The organism is Streptomyces sp. BoleA5 (assembly GCF_000373665.1).
GTDB lineage: Bacteria > Actinomycetota > Actinomycetes > Streptomycetales > Streptomycetaceae > Actinacidiphila.
In genome coordinates this window covers 527,908-542,196 of record NZ_KB892091.1, presented here as the reverse complement: position 1 = coordinate 542,196, position 14,289 = coordinate 527,908, and the positions used below count along the sequence as shown (strand labels likewise).

Here is a 14,289-nt window from a genome sequence, read left to right as displayed (position 1 = left end):
AGGCGGCCCTTTGGCACTTCTGTGCCATGTCACCAAGTGGACAGAGCGCAAATTGGCGCAATGATCGGCAAGCGAGACACACTGCACGGTGTGAGCGGTCGCCGTGCCGCGGCACACCTGTCACACGTTGCCGATATGACGTCAATTCGCTCACGCGCAGGAAGAACGAGGTGGAGAACGATGACGGACGCCGCCGTACCCTTGGAGCTGGTCGGACTCGACGCGGCGGCGGAGGCCGTCTACCGCGGTCTGCTCGCGCGCGGTGGCGGCACGGCCGACGACGTCACCGCGGCGTTCGGGCTGGGCACCGGAGCGGCGGTGGCCCTGCTGGAACGCCTGCACCACTCCGGACTGCTGAGCCGCCGCTCCTCCGGCGAGTACCTGACCGTGGATCCGCGGCACGCGCTGCGGGCACTGGTGGAGTCCCGCGAACGCCAGCTGGCCGCCATACGCGACGCCACCGGGCCGCTCGGCGCGCTGTTCGACGAGGCCAGGCGGTCCAGCGCCGGCGAGCCCGCCACCCGGACGATCAGCGGTCCCGAGGAAGTCGGGGACTGCTACTACCGGTTGCACCAGGCCGCCACGTACGAGATCTGCGGCCTGGCCCGGCCGCCCTTCCTCTTCGCTCCGAACGGGCCGCTCGACGAGGCCGCCGTACGCCGCGGCGTGCGGGTGCGGGTCGTCTACGCGGCCGCCAGCTTCGACGAGGACGGCGGCGGGCAGGAACTGGGCAGTCTCGTGTCGCGCGGCGAGGAGGCCAGGGTCGTGTCCTCGCTGCCCGTCAAGCTGACGATGGCGGACCGCTCGGCGGCCATGGTCTCGCTGAGCCTGGGCCCCGACAGCACCGACACCCTCTACACCGAGGCGCCTCCGTTGCTGGAGGCCCTGACCGAGCTCTTCGAGCGCTACTGGGCCGGTGCCGCCCCGCTGGCCGGACCGGGCGCCCAGCAGCCGCCGGCGCCGCAGCCGTACCCCCCGGGCGACCCGGGCGACCCGGTGCGCGAACCCACCGACGAGGAGCGGAACCTGCTCGCGCTCTTCGCCGCCGGCGTCAAGGACGATGCCATCGCCCGCCAGTTCGGCGTCTCGACGCGCACCCTGCGCCGGCGGATCCAGGATCTCTACACGGAACTGGGCACCACCAACCGGTTCGGCGCGGGCGTCGCGGCGGCCCGGCGCAACTGGGTGTGAGCACGCAGGTGAGAGCACGGACTCGCGCCGATACGCCGCAGGGGGACGATGGGAGGAGGGCGCGGCGGTGTGCCGCGCCGTCCGAGGTGGTCCGGGTGCCCCGGACGCGATCGGTCGACTACGGCGTCACCGGGTTGGACGTCCCGCCGCCGGGAACGTTCGAGGAGGCCGTGCGGCGTCACGAGTCCCTGGTGCCCGACCACCGGGCGGCGGAGGTCCGCGCCATCGTCCGGTCCGGCGGCTCGTGGGAGAGCGCCCTCGCCCTGGCCGCGGGCAACGCGCCCCACGGGTCCATGACCTTCCGGAAGAACGCGGGAACGGCGCTCATGACCCTCGCCTGGGACTCGACGCCGTTCGTGATGGACCTCATGGGCGACTACGCCATCGCCGAGCGGATGTTCCGCCACGAACCCTCCGCCATGATGCACGCGCCGCTGCGCACCGGGATCTACCGGGGCGCCCTGCTCCCCTGACGCTCCGCCCGCGGGAACCGGGACGGCGTCCGCGGCGTCGTGCCCAGGGTCGACCACACGATCATGACGCTTCGCGAAGGAGCCCGGGCATGGCGGCTGCGGCCACACGTTACCTCTATCTGGTCCGGCACGGAGAGGCCCTGCCGGACGAGAGCGGGCTGTCGGACGACGGGCGCCGCCAGGCGGCCCTGCTCGGCCGCAGGCTGGCCGACCTGCCGATATCTGTGGTCCACCACGGCCCGCTGCCCAGGGCCGCGCAGACGGCGGCCCTGATCGGGGAGCACCTGGACGGTGCCGACCTCCGCGTCTCGGAGACCGCCGGCGACTACGTCCCGTACTTCCCGCGGCGGGAGGAACTGCCCCCCGACAGCGCCGACCACCTCCTGCGCTTCCTGGAGGGCACCACGGCGGAGGAGCGCGCGCTCGGTCCCTCGCTGGCCCTGCGCGCGCTGGAGCAGTTCACCGGCCCCGCCGAGGGCGACGGGGAGCGGCACGAACTGGTCGTCACCCACAACTTCCTGGTGGGCTGGCTGGTGAGGCATGCCATGGACGCCCCGGCATGGCGGTGGCTCGGTGTGAACCAGGCCAACGCGGCCCTCACCGTCATCCGCTACACGCCGGGGCGGCCCGTGTCGGTCCTGGTCCAGAACGACATGCGCCACCTGCCGGAGGAACTGCGCTGGACGGGCTTCCCACCCGGGGGGCGGATCTGAGGCCGCCGCCCGGCCCCGCGTCAGGCGGTGTCGCCGGTGGCCGGATCGACGCGGACCTCGTACTCGGCGCCGTTCCCGGTCAGTTCGACCTCCCAGGCGCGGGTGTCGTCGTCCAGTGAGACGGAGGTGACCGTACCGGGGCGGGCGCCGGCGGCCGCCTTGGCCGCCTCCACGAGATCGGTGCGTGAGCCGCGCAGTGCGTCCCGGGCCTCGTCGGCGTCCTCCTGGTCCTGCTCCTCGCGGGTGGCGACGACCTTGCCGTTCGCGGCGTCGATCGTCACCTCGTGCCAGGTGCCGTCCCCGGCGAGCGTCTCGACCTCCCATTCGGTGCGTCCGCGGTCCTCGTCCAGTTCCGCCGACACCACGGTGCCCGGGGCCTCGGCCCGCGCCGCGGTGACCGCGTCGGCGAGGCTCACCGTACGGGTGCCGCCGTCGCGGGGCTTGTCGTCGCCCGCGTCGCGGGTGTCGCGGTCGTCGGCGGCCACGGCGGCGGGCCGCTGACGGTCGTCGTCCGCCATGGTGGCCGCCGCGACGCCGCCCGTTCCGGCCAGGACGGCGACGGCGGCCGCGGTGGCGATCAGCGTCTTGCGCCTCATGATGGTGTCCTTCTGTAGGTGTTCCGACGACCACCACCGTCGCCCGCGGCACCTGAAGCCACGCTGAAGGATCCTGAAGGAATCCTCAGGAGCGTTTTGGCACCCTGTACCCATGCGCCTGCTGATCGTGGAGGACGAGCGCAGCCTTGCCGCCTCGCTGGCGAAGGGGCTGACAGCCGAGGGCTTCGGTGTCGACGTGGTGCACGACGGCGTGGAGGCGCTGCACCAGGCCGCGCAGCAGGCCTACGACCTGATCCTGCTGGACATCATGCTGCCCGGCATGAGCGGCTACCGCGTCTGCGCCGCCCTGCGGGCCGCGGGCGACGACACCCCGATCCTGATGCTGACCGCCAAGGACGGGGTGTACGACGAGGCGGAGGGCCTGGACACCGGCGCCGACGACTACCTGACGAAGCCCTTCGCCTACGTCGTGCTCCTGGCCCGGGTCCGCGCGCTGCTGCGGCGGCGCTCCCACGGCGGCTCACCCGTCGTGACCGTCGGCGCGCTGACCGTCGAGCCGGGCCGCCGCAGGGTCACCCGCGACGGGACCGAGATCCCGCTCACGGCGCGGGAGTTCGCCGTACTGGAGCACCTGGTGCTCAACGCCGGCGAGGTGGTCACCAAGGCCGACATCATCGAGCACGTGTGGGACTTCGCCTACAGCGGCGACCCCAACATCGTCGAGGTGTACGTCAGCGCGCTGCGCCGCAAACTCGGGGCCGCCACCATCCGCACCGTCCGCGGCGCCGGGTACGTGCTGGAGGCCGGATGAGGTCGGTCCGCGCCCGCACGGCACTGTCCGCGACCGCGGTGGTGGGCGTCGCCCTGGTCCTCGCGGGCCTCGGCCTCGTCCTCGCCCTGCGGGCGAACCTCACCGGGCAGGCCGGCCTGCGGGCCGAGGTAGCCGCGCGCGAGGTCGCCGCGCGGATCGCCGCCGGGACCCCGTACGACCGCCTCGACCTGCCGGACGGCGACGAGTACCCGGTCCAGGTCACCGACGGCGGCGGCACCCTCCTCGCGTCCGGGGAGGACGTCCGGCGGATCACCGGTGCGCCGGTGCCGGACCGGGACGACGACGGCGACACCGGGACCGAGGCCGACACCGAGGCGGAGTACGGCACGGGGACCGCGATGGTGGACGGCAGGCAGGCGTCGTACCGGTTCGCCGTCCTCTCGGGGGAGCGCGACGGCGAGCGCTGGACCGTCACCGCGGGCGCCTCCCTCTCCGCCGAACAGGACGCCGTCCGCACGGCGGCCGTCTTCCTGCTGGCCGGCCTGCCCGTGATGCTCGCCGTGGTCTGGACGGTGACCTGGCTCGGCGCACGCAACGCGCTGCGCCCCGTCGACGCCATCCGCGCCGAGATGGAGGCGATCACCTCCAGTACCGACCTGTCCCGCAGGGTGCCCGTGCCGCCGGCCCGCGACGAGGTGGCCCGGCTGGCGCGGGCCACCAACGAGACGCTCACGGCCCTGCAGGCCGCCGTCGAAAGGCAACGGCGCTTCGTGGCCGACGCCTCTCACGAACTGCGCAGCCCGATCGCGGCGCTGCGCACCGAACTGGAGGTGGCGGCCGCCCACCCGGCCCTGCTGGACCTGGACAGCGCGGTGGACGACGTCACGAGGCTCCAGGCGCTCGCCTCCGACCTCCTCCTGCTCGCCCGCTTCGACGCGGGGGAGGAGACCCCCATGGAACCGGTGGCCCTGGACGAACTGGCCCGCGAGAGGGGCGCGCTGCGCTCGGGCGCGGTGCCCGTGACCGTCGAGGCCCCGCAGGCGGTGACGGTCCGCGGTGACCGGCAGGGGCTGGAACGCGTCCTGGACAACCTCCTGGACAACGCCCGCCGTCACGCGACCGCTTCCGTCGCGGTGCGTGTCTCCCGCGACGCCCGGTGGGCCGTGCTGGAGGTGACCGACGACGGCCCGGGCATCCCGGAGGCAGACCGGGAACGCGTTTTCGACCGCTTCATCCGGCTGGACGAGTCACGCACCCGCGACGCGGGAGGCGCAGGGCTCGGCCTGGCGATCGTCCGTGACATCGTCCACCGGCACGGCGGCCACGCCGACGCCGGATCGGCCCCGCAGGGCGGGGCGTTGCTGCGGGTCAGGCTGCCTCTGGCGTGACGGCAGGCGCGGGGCCGGCCCCGCCGCCTGGCCGTCGCGGCCCTGCCCTTCCTGCTGGTCGTCGCGATCTACCAGGGGCTGGCGCTGCACAGCGCCTGGGATCCCGAACGGGACGCCGCCGGGTACCTGGCGGCGGTCGAGCGCCTCATCGGCGCGCCGGCACGCTGACGTCACCCCTCGTGGAACTCCCGCCGTGCGCGCCGCCGTGCGCCCCGTCGTCCGCCCTCCGTCAGTCCAGGACGAGCGACGACAACTGCGGCGAGAAGGTGGCGTGCAGCACGAGTGCGGCGCTGCCCACGACGGCCGCGTCGGCGCCGAGCGGGGAGGCCTCGACCTGGACGACGCGGATGTGCCGGGCCAGGGGTCTCGCGGTCAGTGCGGAGGCGACCGCGCCGACGTAGCGGGACTCCACGTGCTGGATGCCGTGACCGCCGAGGATGATCAGGTCCACGTCGATGAAGTTGGCGATCGTCACCGCGACCGTGGCCACGTGCTGCGCGGCCTCGTCGATGACCGCGGCCGCGACCGGGTCACCGGCTCCCGCCGCGAGCTGGACCGCGGCGTGGTCGACGGAGGCAGGGTCCCGGCCGAACGCCGGTGACAGCATGCTGCCTCCGGGATCGCCGATGAGGCGGCGGTGCGTCTCGGCCACGATCGCGGACGGGTTCGCCAGCCCTTCCAGGCAGCCCCGGTTGCCGCAGTAGCACTCAGGACCGTCCGACACCACCGTGGAATGGCCGAACTCGCCGGCGTTGAGCGAACCACCGCGGTACACCTGGTGGTTGAGGACCAGTCCGCCGCCGATGCCGGTGCCGAAGAACAGGTAGGCGAAGTTCGCCACGCCCCGGCCCGCGCCCGACCAGCGCTCGCCGACCGCGGCGGCGGTGGCGTCGTTGTCGAGGGTCACCGGAAGGCCGGTGGCGTCGCCGAGCATCTGCTGCAGCGGCACCCGGGTCCAGTGCGCGAGCTGCGGCGGGGCGACGATCATGCCGTTCCGCTGGTCGATCGGCCCGGGGGTGGCCAGGCCCAGCCCCAGGACGTTGCCGAGCGGCACGTCGGCCTCGGCAAGCACCTCGGCGACCAGGTCGGCCATGGCGGCCACCACGTGTGTCGGATCGGTGCCGGGGGGTGTGGGCCGCCGTTTGACGACCAGCGGACGTCCCAGCAGGTCGACCACGGAGCAGGTGAGTTCGACCGGGTCGAAGACGAGCCCGACGGCGTTGCCCGCGTCCGCGTTGACCCGCAGGGTGGTGCGGGGCTTGCCGCCGCCGGCGCCCCGGCTGGCCCCGTCCTCGCGCACGATCCCCTCGTCCAGCAGACGGCGCACGATCCCCGAGACGGTCTGCGGGGTCAGTCCCGTCTTCTGGGCGATCTCGACCCGGCTGATCCCGTCGGCGAGTTGGATCTGGTCCAGGACCACCGCCCGGTTGTACCGCCCGACTTTGGGGAGGTTTGTTCCTGCTTGCCGCACGCGCGTTCCTCTCTTGCCGCAATGACGATACCGCGCAAGGGCGTTGACTTAGTAAAACAAATGGATTTAAAGTCCGGTGCCCAAGCCGTAACAGGTCCGGCACGGAGGCACGGCGCAGTGTCATCGGAGGCAAGTTGATGTCCACGAAATGTCGCATCCCTGGGGAGGCGGGCCCGCGTGATCTGCGCGGCGTCCGCGGCGTGGAGCTCCGCGCATGAGCAGCACCCCGGTACTGCTGGAGATGCGGTCCATCACCAAGACGTTCCCCGGCGTGACGGCGCTCGCGGACGTCAACCTGGTGGTGAAGGAGGGGGAGATCCACGCGATCTGCGGCGAGAACGGCGCAGGCAAGTCCACCCTCATGAAGGTGCTGAGCGGCGTCCACCCGCACGGCAGTTACACCGGTGAGATCGTCTACCGGGGCGACACCGTCAGGTTCCACGACATCCGGGCCAGCGAGCAGGCCGGCATCGTCATCATCCACCAGGAACTGGCGCTGGTCCCCGGCATGTCGATCACGGAGAACATCTTCCTCGGCAACGAGCCGCGCAAGCGCGGCTCGATCGACTGGAAGGCCGCACAGCACCGGGCGCTGGAGCTGATGGAGCAGGTCGGCCTCAAGGAGGACCCGGACACGCTCGTCAAGGACATCGGCGTCGGCAAGCAGCAACTCGTCGAGATCGCCAAGGCCTTCGCCAAGGACGTGAAGCTGCTCATCCTCGACGAGCCGACCGCGGCCCTGAACGAGACGGACTCGCAGCACCTGCTCGACCTGCTGCGCGGCTTCCGGGACCGCGGCATCACCTCGATCATGATCTCGCACAAGCTGAACGAGATCGAGGCGGTCGCCGACACCATCACCATCCTGCGCGACGGGCGGACGATCGAGAGCCTGGACGTCGAGGCCGACGGTGTGAACGAGGACCGCATCGTGCGCGGCATGGTCGGCCGGGAGCTCGACAGCCGGTTCCCCGACCACACGCCCGACATCGGGGAGGTGTTCTTCGAGGTCCGCGACTGGACCGTGCGGCACCCCGCCTCCGAGGAACGGCTCGTGTGCAAGGGCTCCACCTTCACGGTGCGGCGCGGTGAGATCGTCGGCTTCGCCGGCCTCATGGGCGCCGGACGCACCGAACTCGCGATGAGCCTGTTCGGCCGCTCCTACGGCACCTTCCTGTCGGGACGGGTCTTCAAGGACGGCAAGGAGATCCACCTCAAGACGGTCTCGGAGGCCATCCGGCACGGCCTCGCCTACGTCAGCGAGGACCGCAAGTCGATCGGCCTCAACCTGCTGGACGACATCAAGACCTCGATGGTCGCCGCCAAGCTCTCGAAGATCTCCCGCCACCAGGTCATCGACCCGGTGCGCGAGCACCGGATCGCCGAGGAGTACCGCCAGAGCCTGCGGATCAAGACCCCCGGCGTCGACGAGGAGGTCGTCAAGCTCTCCGGCGGCAACCAGCAGAAGGTCGTCCTGGCCAAGTGGATGTTCACCGACCCCGACCTGCTCATCCTCGACGAGCCCACCCGCGGCATCGACGTGGGTGCCAAGTACGAGATCTACGGGATCATCCAGCGACTGGTGGGCGAGGGCAAGGGCGTCATCGTCATCTCCTCGGAGCTGCCCGAGCTCATCGGACTGTGCGACCGCATCTACACGGTGTTCGAGGGCGCCATCACCGGTGAGGTGACGCGCCGCGACGCGAACCCGGAACTCCTCATGAAACAGATGACCTCTATGAAGAAGACACCGAGCCCATGAGCCGCATCTCAGACCTGCAGAAGAACCTCTTCGGGGGCACGGCCTCCAACGCCCGCCAGTTCGGCATGATCGCCACGCTCGTCGCGATCGTGCTCCTGTTCCAGATCTGGACGGGGGGACTGACGCTGACCTCCGGCAACCTCATCGCCGTGGTCAGCCAGTACTCCTACATCCTGATCCTGGCCATCGGCATGCTGATGGTGATCGTCGCCGGGCACATCGACCTCTCGGTCGGCTCGGTGGCCGCGTTCACCGGGATCGTGGTCGCCAAGACGATGCAGGAGCACTCGCTCCCCTGGCCGGTGGGCATCCTGCTCGGCCTGCTCGTCGGCGCGGCGATCGGTGCCTGGCAGGGCTTCTGGGTCGCCTACGTGGGAGTGCCGGCGTTCATCGTCACCCTGGCCGGCATGCTCCTGTTCCGCGGCGGCAACCAGTACATCGGCAACGCGGACACCGTGCCGGTCCCCACCGGGTTCCGTGACATCGGTGCCGGCTTCCTGCCCGAGGTCGGCCCGGACACCGGCTACAACAACCTGACGCTGCTGCTCGGCCTGCTCGCCTGCGCGGGCGTGGTCTGGCGCGAGTGGCGGGCCCGGCAGACCCGGCGCGTCATGCACGCCGACGCCGCGCCGCTGTGGGTGACGGGGATCCGCCTGGCCGTGATGGTGGGCATCATCATCTTCACCACACTGCGCTTCGCCGGCGGCCGGATCGGCACCAGCTTCCCGATCTCCGGCATCATCCTGATCGCCCTGGTGCTCGCGTACTCGTACTACACCCGCAACACCATCGGGGGCCGGCACATCTACGCCGTCGGAGGCAACTCCCGCGCGGCCGAACTGTCCGGCGTCAAGCTCCGGCGCGTCAACTTCCTGGTCATGATGAACATGTCCGTGCTGGCCGCGCTCGCCGGCATGATCTTCGTGGCCCGTTCCGCGGCATCCGGCCCGCAGGACGGTCTGAGCTGGGAACTCGACGCCATCGCGGCCGTCTTCATCGGCGGCGCCGCGGTGTCCGGTGGTCTCGGCACCATCAGCGGCTCCATCGTCGGCGGTCTGGTCATGGCGCTGCTCAACAACGGCCTCCAACTGGAGGGCGTGGGCTCGGACATGGTTCAGATCATCAAGGGCCTGGTCCTCCTCCTCGCCGTCGCGTTCGACGTCTACAGCAAGAGCCAGGGTCGCTTCTCGATCATCGGCACCCTGATGCGTCCGTTCCGCCAGAACGAGACGTCCGCACCGGTCGACCCGCCGAACCCGGCCTCCGACCCCGACAAGGCTCCGGTCGCAGGCTGACCGACCGGCAGTACCCCCCAGGGTGCCGCACAGGCGGCGCTCGTCTCTCACCGCATCACCCGGAAAGGGCACAACCCACATGCGCAGAACCATCACCAGAGGCATCGCCGTGATCGGCGCCGCCGCGCTGCTCGCCCTGGGCACGGCGTGCTCCAACGAACGCGAGGGCTCCACCGGCAAGGACACCAGCGACGCCAAGGGCGGCTTCGCGCAGGACGCCCTGGTCGGTGTCGCGCTCCCGGCGAAGACCTCGGAGAACTGGGTGCTCGCCGGTGACCTGTTCACCAACGGCCTGAAGGACGCCGGTTTCAAGGCCGACGTGCAGTACGCGGGCGCCTCGACCACCGTCGCGGACCAGCAGGCGCAGATCTCCTCCATGGTCACCAAGGGCGCGAAGGTCATCGTCATCGGCGCGACCGACGCCGCGCAGCTGTCCACCCAGGTCGCGCAGGCCAAGCAGGCCGGCGCCACCGTCATAGCCTACGACCGGCTCATCACCAACACGAAGGACGTCGACTACTACATCGCGTTCGACAACTTCAAGGTCGGCCAGCTGCAGGGCCAGGCGCTGCTGGACGGCATGAAGGCGAAGAAGGCCAAGGGCCCCTACACGATCGAGCTGTTCTCCGGTTCGCCGGACGACAACAACTCGAAGGTCTTCTTCGACGGTGCGATGGAGGTGCTCAAGCCCGCCATCGACAAGGGCGACATCGTTGTCGGCTCCGGCCAGACCGACATCAAGCAGACCGCGACCCAGGGCTGGAAGGCGGAGAACGCCCAGAGCCGCATGGACTCGCTGCTGAACTCCACCTACAACGGCAAGAAGAAGCTCGACGGCGTGCTCTCGCCGAACGACACCCTCGCCCGCGCGATCATCACCTCGGTGAAGGGAGCCGGCAAGCCGGTCCCGGTCGTGACCGGCCAGGACTCCGAGGTCGAGTCGGTGAAGTCGATCATGGCGGGTGAGCAGTACTCCACCATCAACAAGGACACCCGCAAGCTCGTCGCCGAGACCATCAAGATGGTCCAGTCCCTGCAGAAGGGCGACAAGCCGACGATCAACGACACCAAGTCGTACAACAACGGCAGCAAGGTCGTCCCGTCGTACCTGCTCCCGCCGGTCATCGTGACCAAGGAGAACGCGGCCGAGGCCTACGCCAACGACCCGAAGCTCTCCCCGCTCACCAAGTAGGAGCGCATCACCGCCGCCGCCGGCGCCCGGATCACGTCCGGGCACCGGCGGCGGCCGCGTTCCCGGGCCCGTGCGCGGCGACCTCGCCGGGGGAGCCCCGGTCACGGGCAGGGCAGCAGACGCCGTGGCCCGATCCCGTCGTCGTGGATGATCCGGATCTCCGTCCTGCCCACGCCCCCGCGCCCGAGCGGGCACGGGACGTCGATCTCGTCACCGGCCATGGAGATCGCCTTCTCCTTCGCGTCCATCGCGTCGTTCGCGTGATCCACCACGTAGTAGAGCCAGGTGGCCGCGGTTCCCCCGGCGCCGACCCGGAACCCCACCAGCCACTTGTCCGCCGAGGTGGCGCGGCACGCCGTCGCGAGCGGGCACCGCGGCGCGAGGGAATACGCCTCGTGGCCGTGTCCCCGCCGTTCCCCGATCGCCGACCCGGCCCTGGCGATGTGCAGCATGGCGCGCCTCCTCAGCCCCGGTGGTACCCGGACGGCACGCGAGAAGAAGTTGAACCGTCTATCTCTTGACCGGGCAGCTCCCGTCGATGTGACACGCCAGCTGGCCGCGATCGTCCTCATGATCGGCGTGACCAATCTGTTCAACCGCCTCAACGCCACGACCCGGCAGATCGCCGGCGCCTGGGGATGAGGCCGCGCCGTCCGCTCCCGGGCCGCGTCCCCGACGCGCCGCCCGGGGCGGACCCTCACGGTCCCGGCGGCGGACTGTAACGCTACGAGGAGGCGCTGGCCAGCCACCGCGAGGCGTTCGCGCTGCTCGACGAGATCTTCGAGGAGCAGTGGAAGATCCACTTCCTCAACGCCTACGGGGAGACCTGCCGCCTCGCGGGCCTGCCCGACGAGGCCCTGCGACTGCACCGGCAGGCGCTGGACCTCGCGCCGAGGCTGGGGCACCGCCACGAGGAGGCGATGGCCCACGAGGGGATCGCGGCCGTGCTCGACGCCACGGCCCCGTCCGCCGCCGCCGAGCACCGCGCCGCGGGACAGGCCCTCCTGCGGGAACCCCTCCCGGGCGCCTGACGCGGGGGTGCCTCAGGCCGCCGCGGGGACGCGGGGGAACCAGGAGCCGGGCTTCGACGTGACCAACCCCCCCGCCGATGCCTGGCGCGACAGGGGTGCCGGCGGCGAAGGAGAACACGACGTCCGAAGCGTTGCCGGTCAGCGACCGGCCTTTCCTTCGCCGCCGGCACCGAGGGAGGCCAGCGCCGCCTCACTCGGGCTGCCCGGTTCGGGGGTCCCCACGTGCAGCAGCTGCCCTGGGGCGTCGACCACGTCGAAGGTCTGGTAGGTGAGTTCGACCCGCCCCAGCACCGGGTGGACGAACACTTTGAAGGCCCGCGGCAGGCTGCCCACGGTGTGGTCCTCCCACAGGGCGCGGAACTCCGGCGAGACCTCGGTCAGTTCGGCGACGAGCCCGACGACGTCCGGATCGCCGGGAAAGCGGCCGGCGTTGAGGCGCAGCGCGTACACGGTGCTGCGCCGCAGCAGCTCCCGGTCCGTGAACACCTCCTGGCCCCGCGGATGGGTGAACAGGATGCGGGGCATGTTCCGCTCGTCCCCGAACGGGGAGAGCAGCACTTCGGCGACCGCATTCGCGGCGAGGACGTCGAAGGCCGGGCCGAGCACGTACGCCGCGGCGCGGGGGAACGCCCCGAGCAGCTGCAGGAGCGAGGGGTGCACCCGCTCGCGCGGGCCGTGCGCCGTGAGCCGGGGAGCGAGACCCGCCAGCTGGTGGAGGTGCCCACGGGCGTCCGGCGCGAGACGCAGCGCCCTGCCGATGGCGTCGACGACCTGGGCGGAGGGGTTGCGCTCGCGGCCCTGCTCGAGGCGGGCGTAGTAGTCCGCGCTCACCCCCGAGAGCACCGCCACCTCCTCACGCCGCAGACCCCGGACGCGCCGCCCCGAGCCGCCGGCGGCCAGTCCGGCGTCGGCCGGTTCGACGCGCGCCCGGCTCGCGCGCAGGAACGCGCCGAGCTCGTTGTCGCGTGGCTGCCTCATGCCACCGATGCTAACGGTGCCCGCCGGCGGGAGCGGGGGCGGGCGTGCGGGGCCACGGGCACCGGGTGGGTGTGCGGCACCCAGGTACACGCACCCTTCCTCCTCCTTCGGCGGCCCTGTCGGATGGAGGACGCGGCAGGACGCCGCCGTGACACCTTCGAGAAGCGAGAACCACCATGCCGTCGAACCCCAAGACCGTCCTGATCACCGGTGCCAGCAGCGGCATCGGCGAGGCGACCGCCCGCCGTCTGGCGGCGCAGGGGCACGCGGTGCTCCTCGGCGCCCGGCGAACCGGGCGCCTGGCCGCCCTCGCCGGGGAACTGCGCGCCTCGGGCGCCTCGGCCGCCCATCGCGAGCTGGACGTCACCAGCCTGGACTCGGTGCGCGGCTTCGCCGCCGCCGCGCTGGAGGAGTACGGCCGCATCGACGTACTGGTCAACAACGCCGGGGTGATGCCCCTCTCGCCGCTCGCGGACCTGCGCGTCGACGAGTGGGAGCGGATGATCGACGTCAACCTGCGCGGGGTGCTCTACGGCATCGCGGCGGTGCTCCCCGTCATGCGGCGGCAGGGAGGCGGGCACATCGTCAACGTCTCGTCCGTCTCCGGCCACCGGGTCGACCCGACGGCGGCGGTCTACAGCGCCACCAAGTTCGGCGTGGCCGCGCTCTCCGAGGGGCTGCGCCAGGAGAGCCGGGACGTCCGTGTCACCGTGGTCAGCCCCGGCTTCACCCGGAGCGAGCTGACCGACCGGGGCGGCTCCGACGAAGCCAGGGCCGCCGCCCACGCGGCCGCCGAGCTTCTCGCGATCCCGGCGTCCGCCATCGCCGACGCCATCGCCTTCGCGATCGACCGGCCCGCGGACGTCGACGTGAACGAGCTCGTCGTACGCCCCACCGCGCAGGGCTGACGGGGCTGGGCGTTCTTCGTGGCGGCACCGGGCCGAGGGCCCGCCCGGTGCCGCGTACCGCCGCTGTCAGGCCGCGGGAGCGAGCTCGGCCCAGTGGGTGGCGCGGCCGGTCTCCCAGCGGTCGCCGTGCGCCGAGGCGACCTGGTCCACGATGGTCAGGCCCCGGCCGTGTTCGCAGTCGCCGCAGCTGGCGGCCCATTCCCCGACGGAGGGAGCCGGTCCGCCGTCGGTGACCTCGACGCGGACCTGTCCGGTTCCCCGGTCGCGGTCCACATGGAGCACGATGGGCGGCCGGGCGTATTCGAAGGCGTTGGTGACGAGTTCCGAGACGACCAGCAGGACTCCGTCGGCAGTGACTGCCGGTACCTGCCAGCGCCGGAGGGCTTCCTTGGTGAGCCTGCGGGCCTCTGCGGGGGCTTCGGGCCGATACGAGAGCGTCCAGCTCTCTTCCTGGGCCGGCACTGGCCGCCGGCCCCGACATCGACCCGCTTCGACGGTGTCCATCCCCATCCCTCTCGTTGTACCTGTAGGTACAACGAGGCTGGGTCACCGCCGATT

At 71.6% G+C, this 14,289-nt stretch carries 14 protein-coding genes and 2 pseudogenes; 11 read left to right on the top strand and 5 right to left on the bottom strand.

The window, feature by feature from the left end:
• Positions 1-180 precede the first annotated feature (180 nt).
• The 3 genes from B085_RS0106290 (at position 181) to B085_RS0106280 (ending at position 2,377) form a co-directional block, all read left to right on the top strand.
• On the top strand, positions 181-1,191 hold the full coding sequence (locus B085_RS0106290; protein ID WP_018557715.1) for a hypothetical protein: 1,011 nt from the start codon (positions 181-183) through the stop codon (positions 1,189-1,191).
• A gap of 95 nt (positions 1,192-1,286) precedes the next feature.
• Positions 1,287-1,664, top strand: a complete 378-nt coding sequence (locus tag B085_RS45485) for a hypothetical protein (RefSeq protein ID WP_158689672.1) — start codon at positions 1,287-1,289, stop codon at positions 1,662-1,664.
• Positions 1,665-1,753: 89 nt separating this feature from the next.
• Positions 1,754-2,377: a histidine phosphatase family protein gene (locus B085_RS0106280; RefSeq protein WP_018557713.1), complete on the top strand. Its 624-nt coding sequence runs from the start codon at positions 1,754-1,756 to the stop codon at positions 2,375-2,377.
• A gap of 20 nt (positions 2,378-2,397) precedes the next feature.
• On the opposite strand, the gene B085_RS41455 is transcribed toward B085_RS0106280, so the two are convergent.
• Complete coding sequence (locus tag B085_RS41455) at positions 2,398-2,973, bottom strand: PepSY domain-containing protein (RefSeq protein ID WP_018557712.1); 576 nt, start codon at positions 2,971-2,973, stop codon at positions 2,398-2,400.
• 112 nt (positions 2,974-3,085) lie between these two features.
• Between B085_RS41455 and B085_RS0106270 the strand changes: the two genes are divergently transcribed.
• Together B085_RS0106270 and B085_RS0106265 are read left to right on the top strand one after the other, a co-directional pair.
• Positions 3,086-3,745, top strand: a complete 660-nt coding sequence (locus B085_RS0106270; protein WP_018557711.1) for a response regulator transcription factor — start codon at positions 3,086-3,088, stop codon at positions 3,743-3,745.
• Entirely contained in the window at positions 3,742-5,094 is a 1,353-nt protein-coding gene (locus B085_RS0106265; RefSeq protein WP_018557710.1) for a sensor histidine kinase, read from the top strand. The genes B085_RS0106270 and B085_RS0106265 overlap by 4 nt, the downstream gene beginning before the upstream one ends.
• Positions 5,095-5,323: 229 nt before the next feature.
• On the opposite strand, the gene B085_RS0106260 is transcribed toward B085_RS0106265, so the two are convergent.
• Positions 5,324-6,514: an ROK family transcriptional regulator gene (locus B085_RS0106260; RefSeq protein WP_018557709.1), complete on the bottom strand. Its 1,191-nt coding sequence runs from the start codon at positions 6,512-6,514 to the stop codon at positions 5,324-5,326.
• 265 nt (positions 6,515-6,779) lie between these two features.
• On the opposite strand from B085_RS0106260, the gene mmsA reads away from it, so the two are divergent.
• From mmsA to B085_RS0106245, 3 genes are all read left to right on the top strand, one after another.
• Positions 6,780-8,327 carry a multiple monosaccharide ABC transporter ATP-binding protein gene (gene mmsA, locus B085_RS0106255; protein ID WP_018557708.1) on the top strand — a complete coding sequence of 516 codons (1,548 nt, stop codon included), beginning with the start codon at positions 6,780-6,782 and terminating at the stop codon, positions 8,325-8,327.
• Positions 8,324-9,622, top strand: a complete 1,299-nt coding sequence (gene mmsB, locus B085_RS0106250; RefSeq protein WP_018557707.1) for a multiple monosaccharide ABC transporter permease — start codon at positions 8,324-8,326, stop codon at positions 9,620-9,622. Before mmsA ends, mmsB begins: the two co-directional genes overlap by 4 nt.
• Positions 9,623-9,701: 79 nt before the next feature.
• A complete protein-coding gene (locus B085_RS0106245) occupies positions 9,702-10,814 on the top strand; it encodes a sugar-binding protein (RefSeq protein WP_018557706.1) in 1,113 nt (370 codons plus the stop codon).
• 101 nt (positions 10,815-10,915) lie between these two features.
• On the opposite strand, the gene B085_RS0106240 is transcribed toward B085_RS0106245, so the two are convergent.
• Complete coding sequence (locus tag B085_RS0106240) at positions 10,916-11,266, bottom strand: hypothetical protein (protein WP_018557705.1); 351 nt, start codon at positions 11,264-11,266, stop codon at positions 10,916-10,918.
• Between the two features lie 94 nt (positions 11,267-11,360).
• Between B085_RS0106240 and B085_RS46585 the strand changes: the two are divergent.
• Together B085_RS46585 and B085_RS51385 are read left to right on the top strand one after the other, a co-directional pair.
• Positions 11,361-11,456, top strand: a pseudogene (locus B085_RS46585) (carboxymuconolactone decarboxylase family protein); the annotation flags it as partial.
• A gap of 92 nt (positions 11,457-11,548) precedes the next feature.
• Positions 11,549-11,695, top strand: a pseudogene (locus B085_RS51385) (hypothetical protein); the annotation flags it as partial.
• A gap of 288 nt (positions 11,696-11,983) precedes the next feature.
• On the opposite strand, the gene B085_RS41450 reads toward B085_RS51385, so the two are convergent.
• Positions 11,984-12,823 carry a helix-turn-helix transcriptional regulator gene (locus B085_RS41450; RefSeq protein ID WP_018557702.1) on the bottom strand — a complete coding sequence of 280 codons (840 nt, stop codon included), beginning with the start codon at positions 12,821-12,823 and terminating at the stop codon, positions 11,984-11,986.
• Between the two features lie 176 nt (positions 12,824-12,999).
• Between B085_RS41450 and B085_RS0106220 the strand changes: the two genes are divergently transcribed.
• A complete protein-coding gene (locus tag B085_RS0106220) occupies positions 13,000-13,731 on the top strand; it encodes an SDR family oxidoreductase (RefSeq protein ID WP_018557701.1) in 732 nt (243 codons plus the stop codon).
• Between the two features lie 66 nt (positions 13,732-13,797).
• On the opposite strand, the gene B085_RS0106215 is transcribed toward B085_RS0106220, so the two are convergent.
• A complete protein-coding gene (locus B085_RS0106215; protein ID WP_018557700.1) occupies positions 13,798-14,193 on the bottom strand; it encodes an ATP-binding protein in 396 nt (131 codons plus the stop codon).
• Between the last annotated feature and the right edge of the window lie 96 nt (positions 14,194-14,289).

Coding starts and splice junctions, on each gene's coding strand:
- B085_RS0106290 (WP_018557715.1), top strand. CDS start 181: ATGACGGACGCCGCCGTACCCTTGGAGCTGGTCGGACTCGACGCGGCG.
- B085_RS0106280 (WP_018557713.1), top strand. CDS start 1,754: ATGGCGGCTGCGGCCACACGTTACCTCTATCTGGTCCGGCACGGAGAG.
- B085_RS41455 (WP_018557712.1), bottom strand. CDS start 2,973: ATGAGGCGCAAGACGCTGATCGCCACCGCGGCCGCCGTCGCCGTCCTG.
- B085_RS0106270 (WP_018557711.1), top strand. CDS start 3,086: ATGCGCCTGCTGATCGTGGAGGACGAGCGCAGCCTTGCCGCCTCGCTG.
- B085_RS0106265 (WP_018557710.1), top strand. CDS start 3,742: ATGAGGTCGGTCCGCGCCCGCACGGCACTGTCCGCGACCGCGGTGGTG.
- mmsA (WP_018557708.1), top strand. CDS start 6,780: ATGAGCAGCACCCCGGTACTGCTGGAGATGCGGTCCATCACCAAGACG.
- mmsB (WP_018557707.1), top strand. CDS start 8,324: ATGAGCCGCATCTCAGACCTGCAGAAGAACCTCTTCGGGGGCACGGCC.
- B085_RS0106245 (WP_018557706.1), top strand. CDS start 9,702: ATGCGCAGAACCATCACCAGAGGCATCGCCGTGATCGGCGCCGCCGCG.
- B085_RS0106240 (WP_018557705.1), bottom strand. CDS start 11,266: ATGCTGCACATCGCCAGGGCCGGGTCGGCGATCGGGGAACGGCGGGGA.
- B085_RS41450 (WP_018557702.1), bottom strand. CDS start 12,823: ATGAGGCAGCCACGCGACAACGAGCTCGGCGCGTTCCTGCGCGCGAGC.
- B085_RS0106220 (WP_018557701.1), top strand. CDS start 13,000: ATGCCGTCGAACCCCAAGACCGTCCTGATCACCGGTGCCAGCAGCGGC.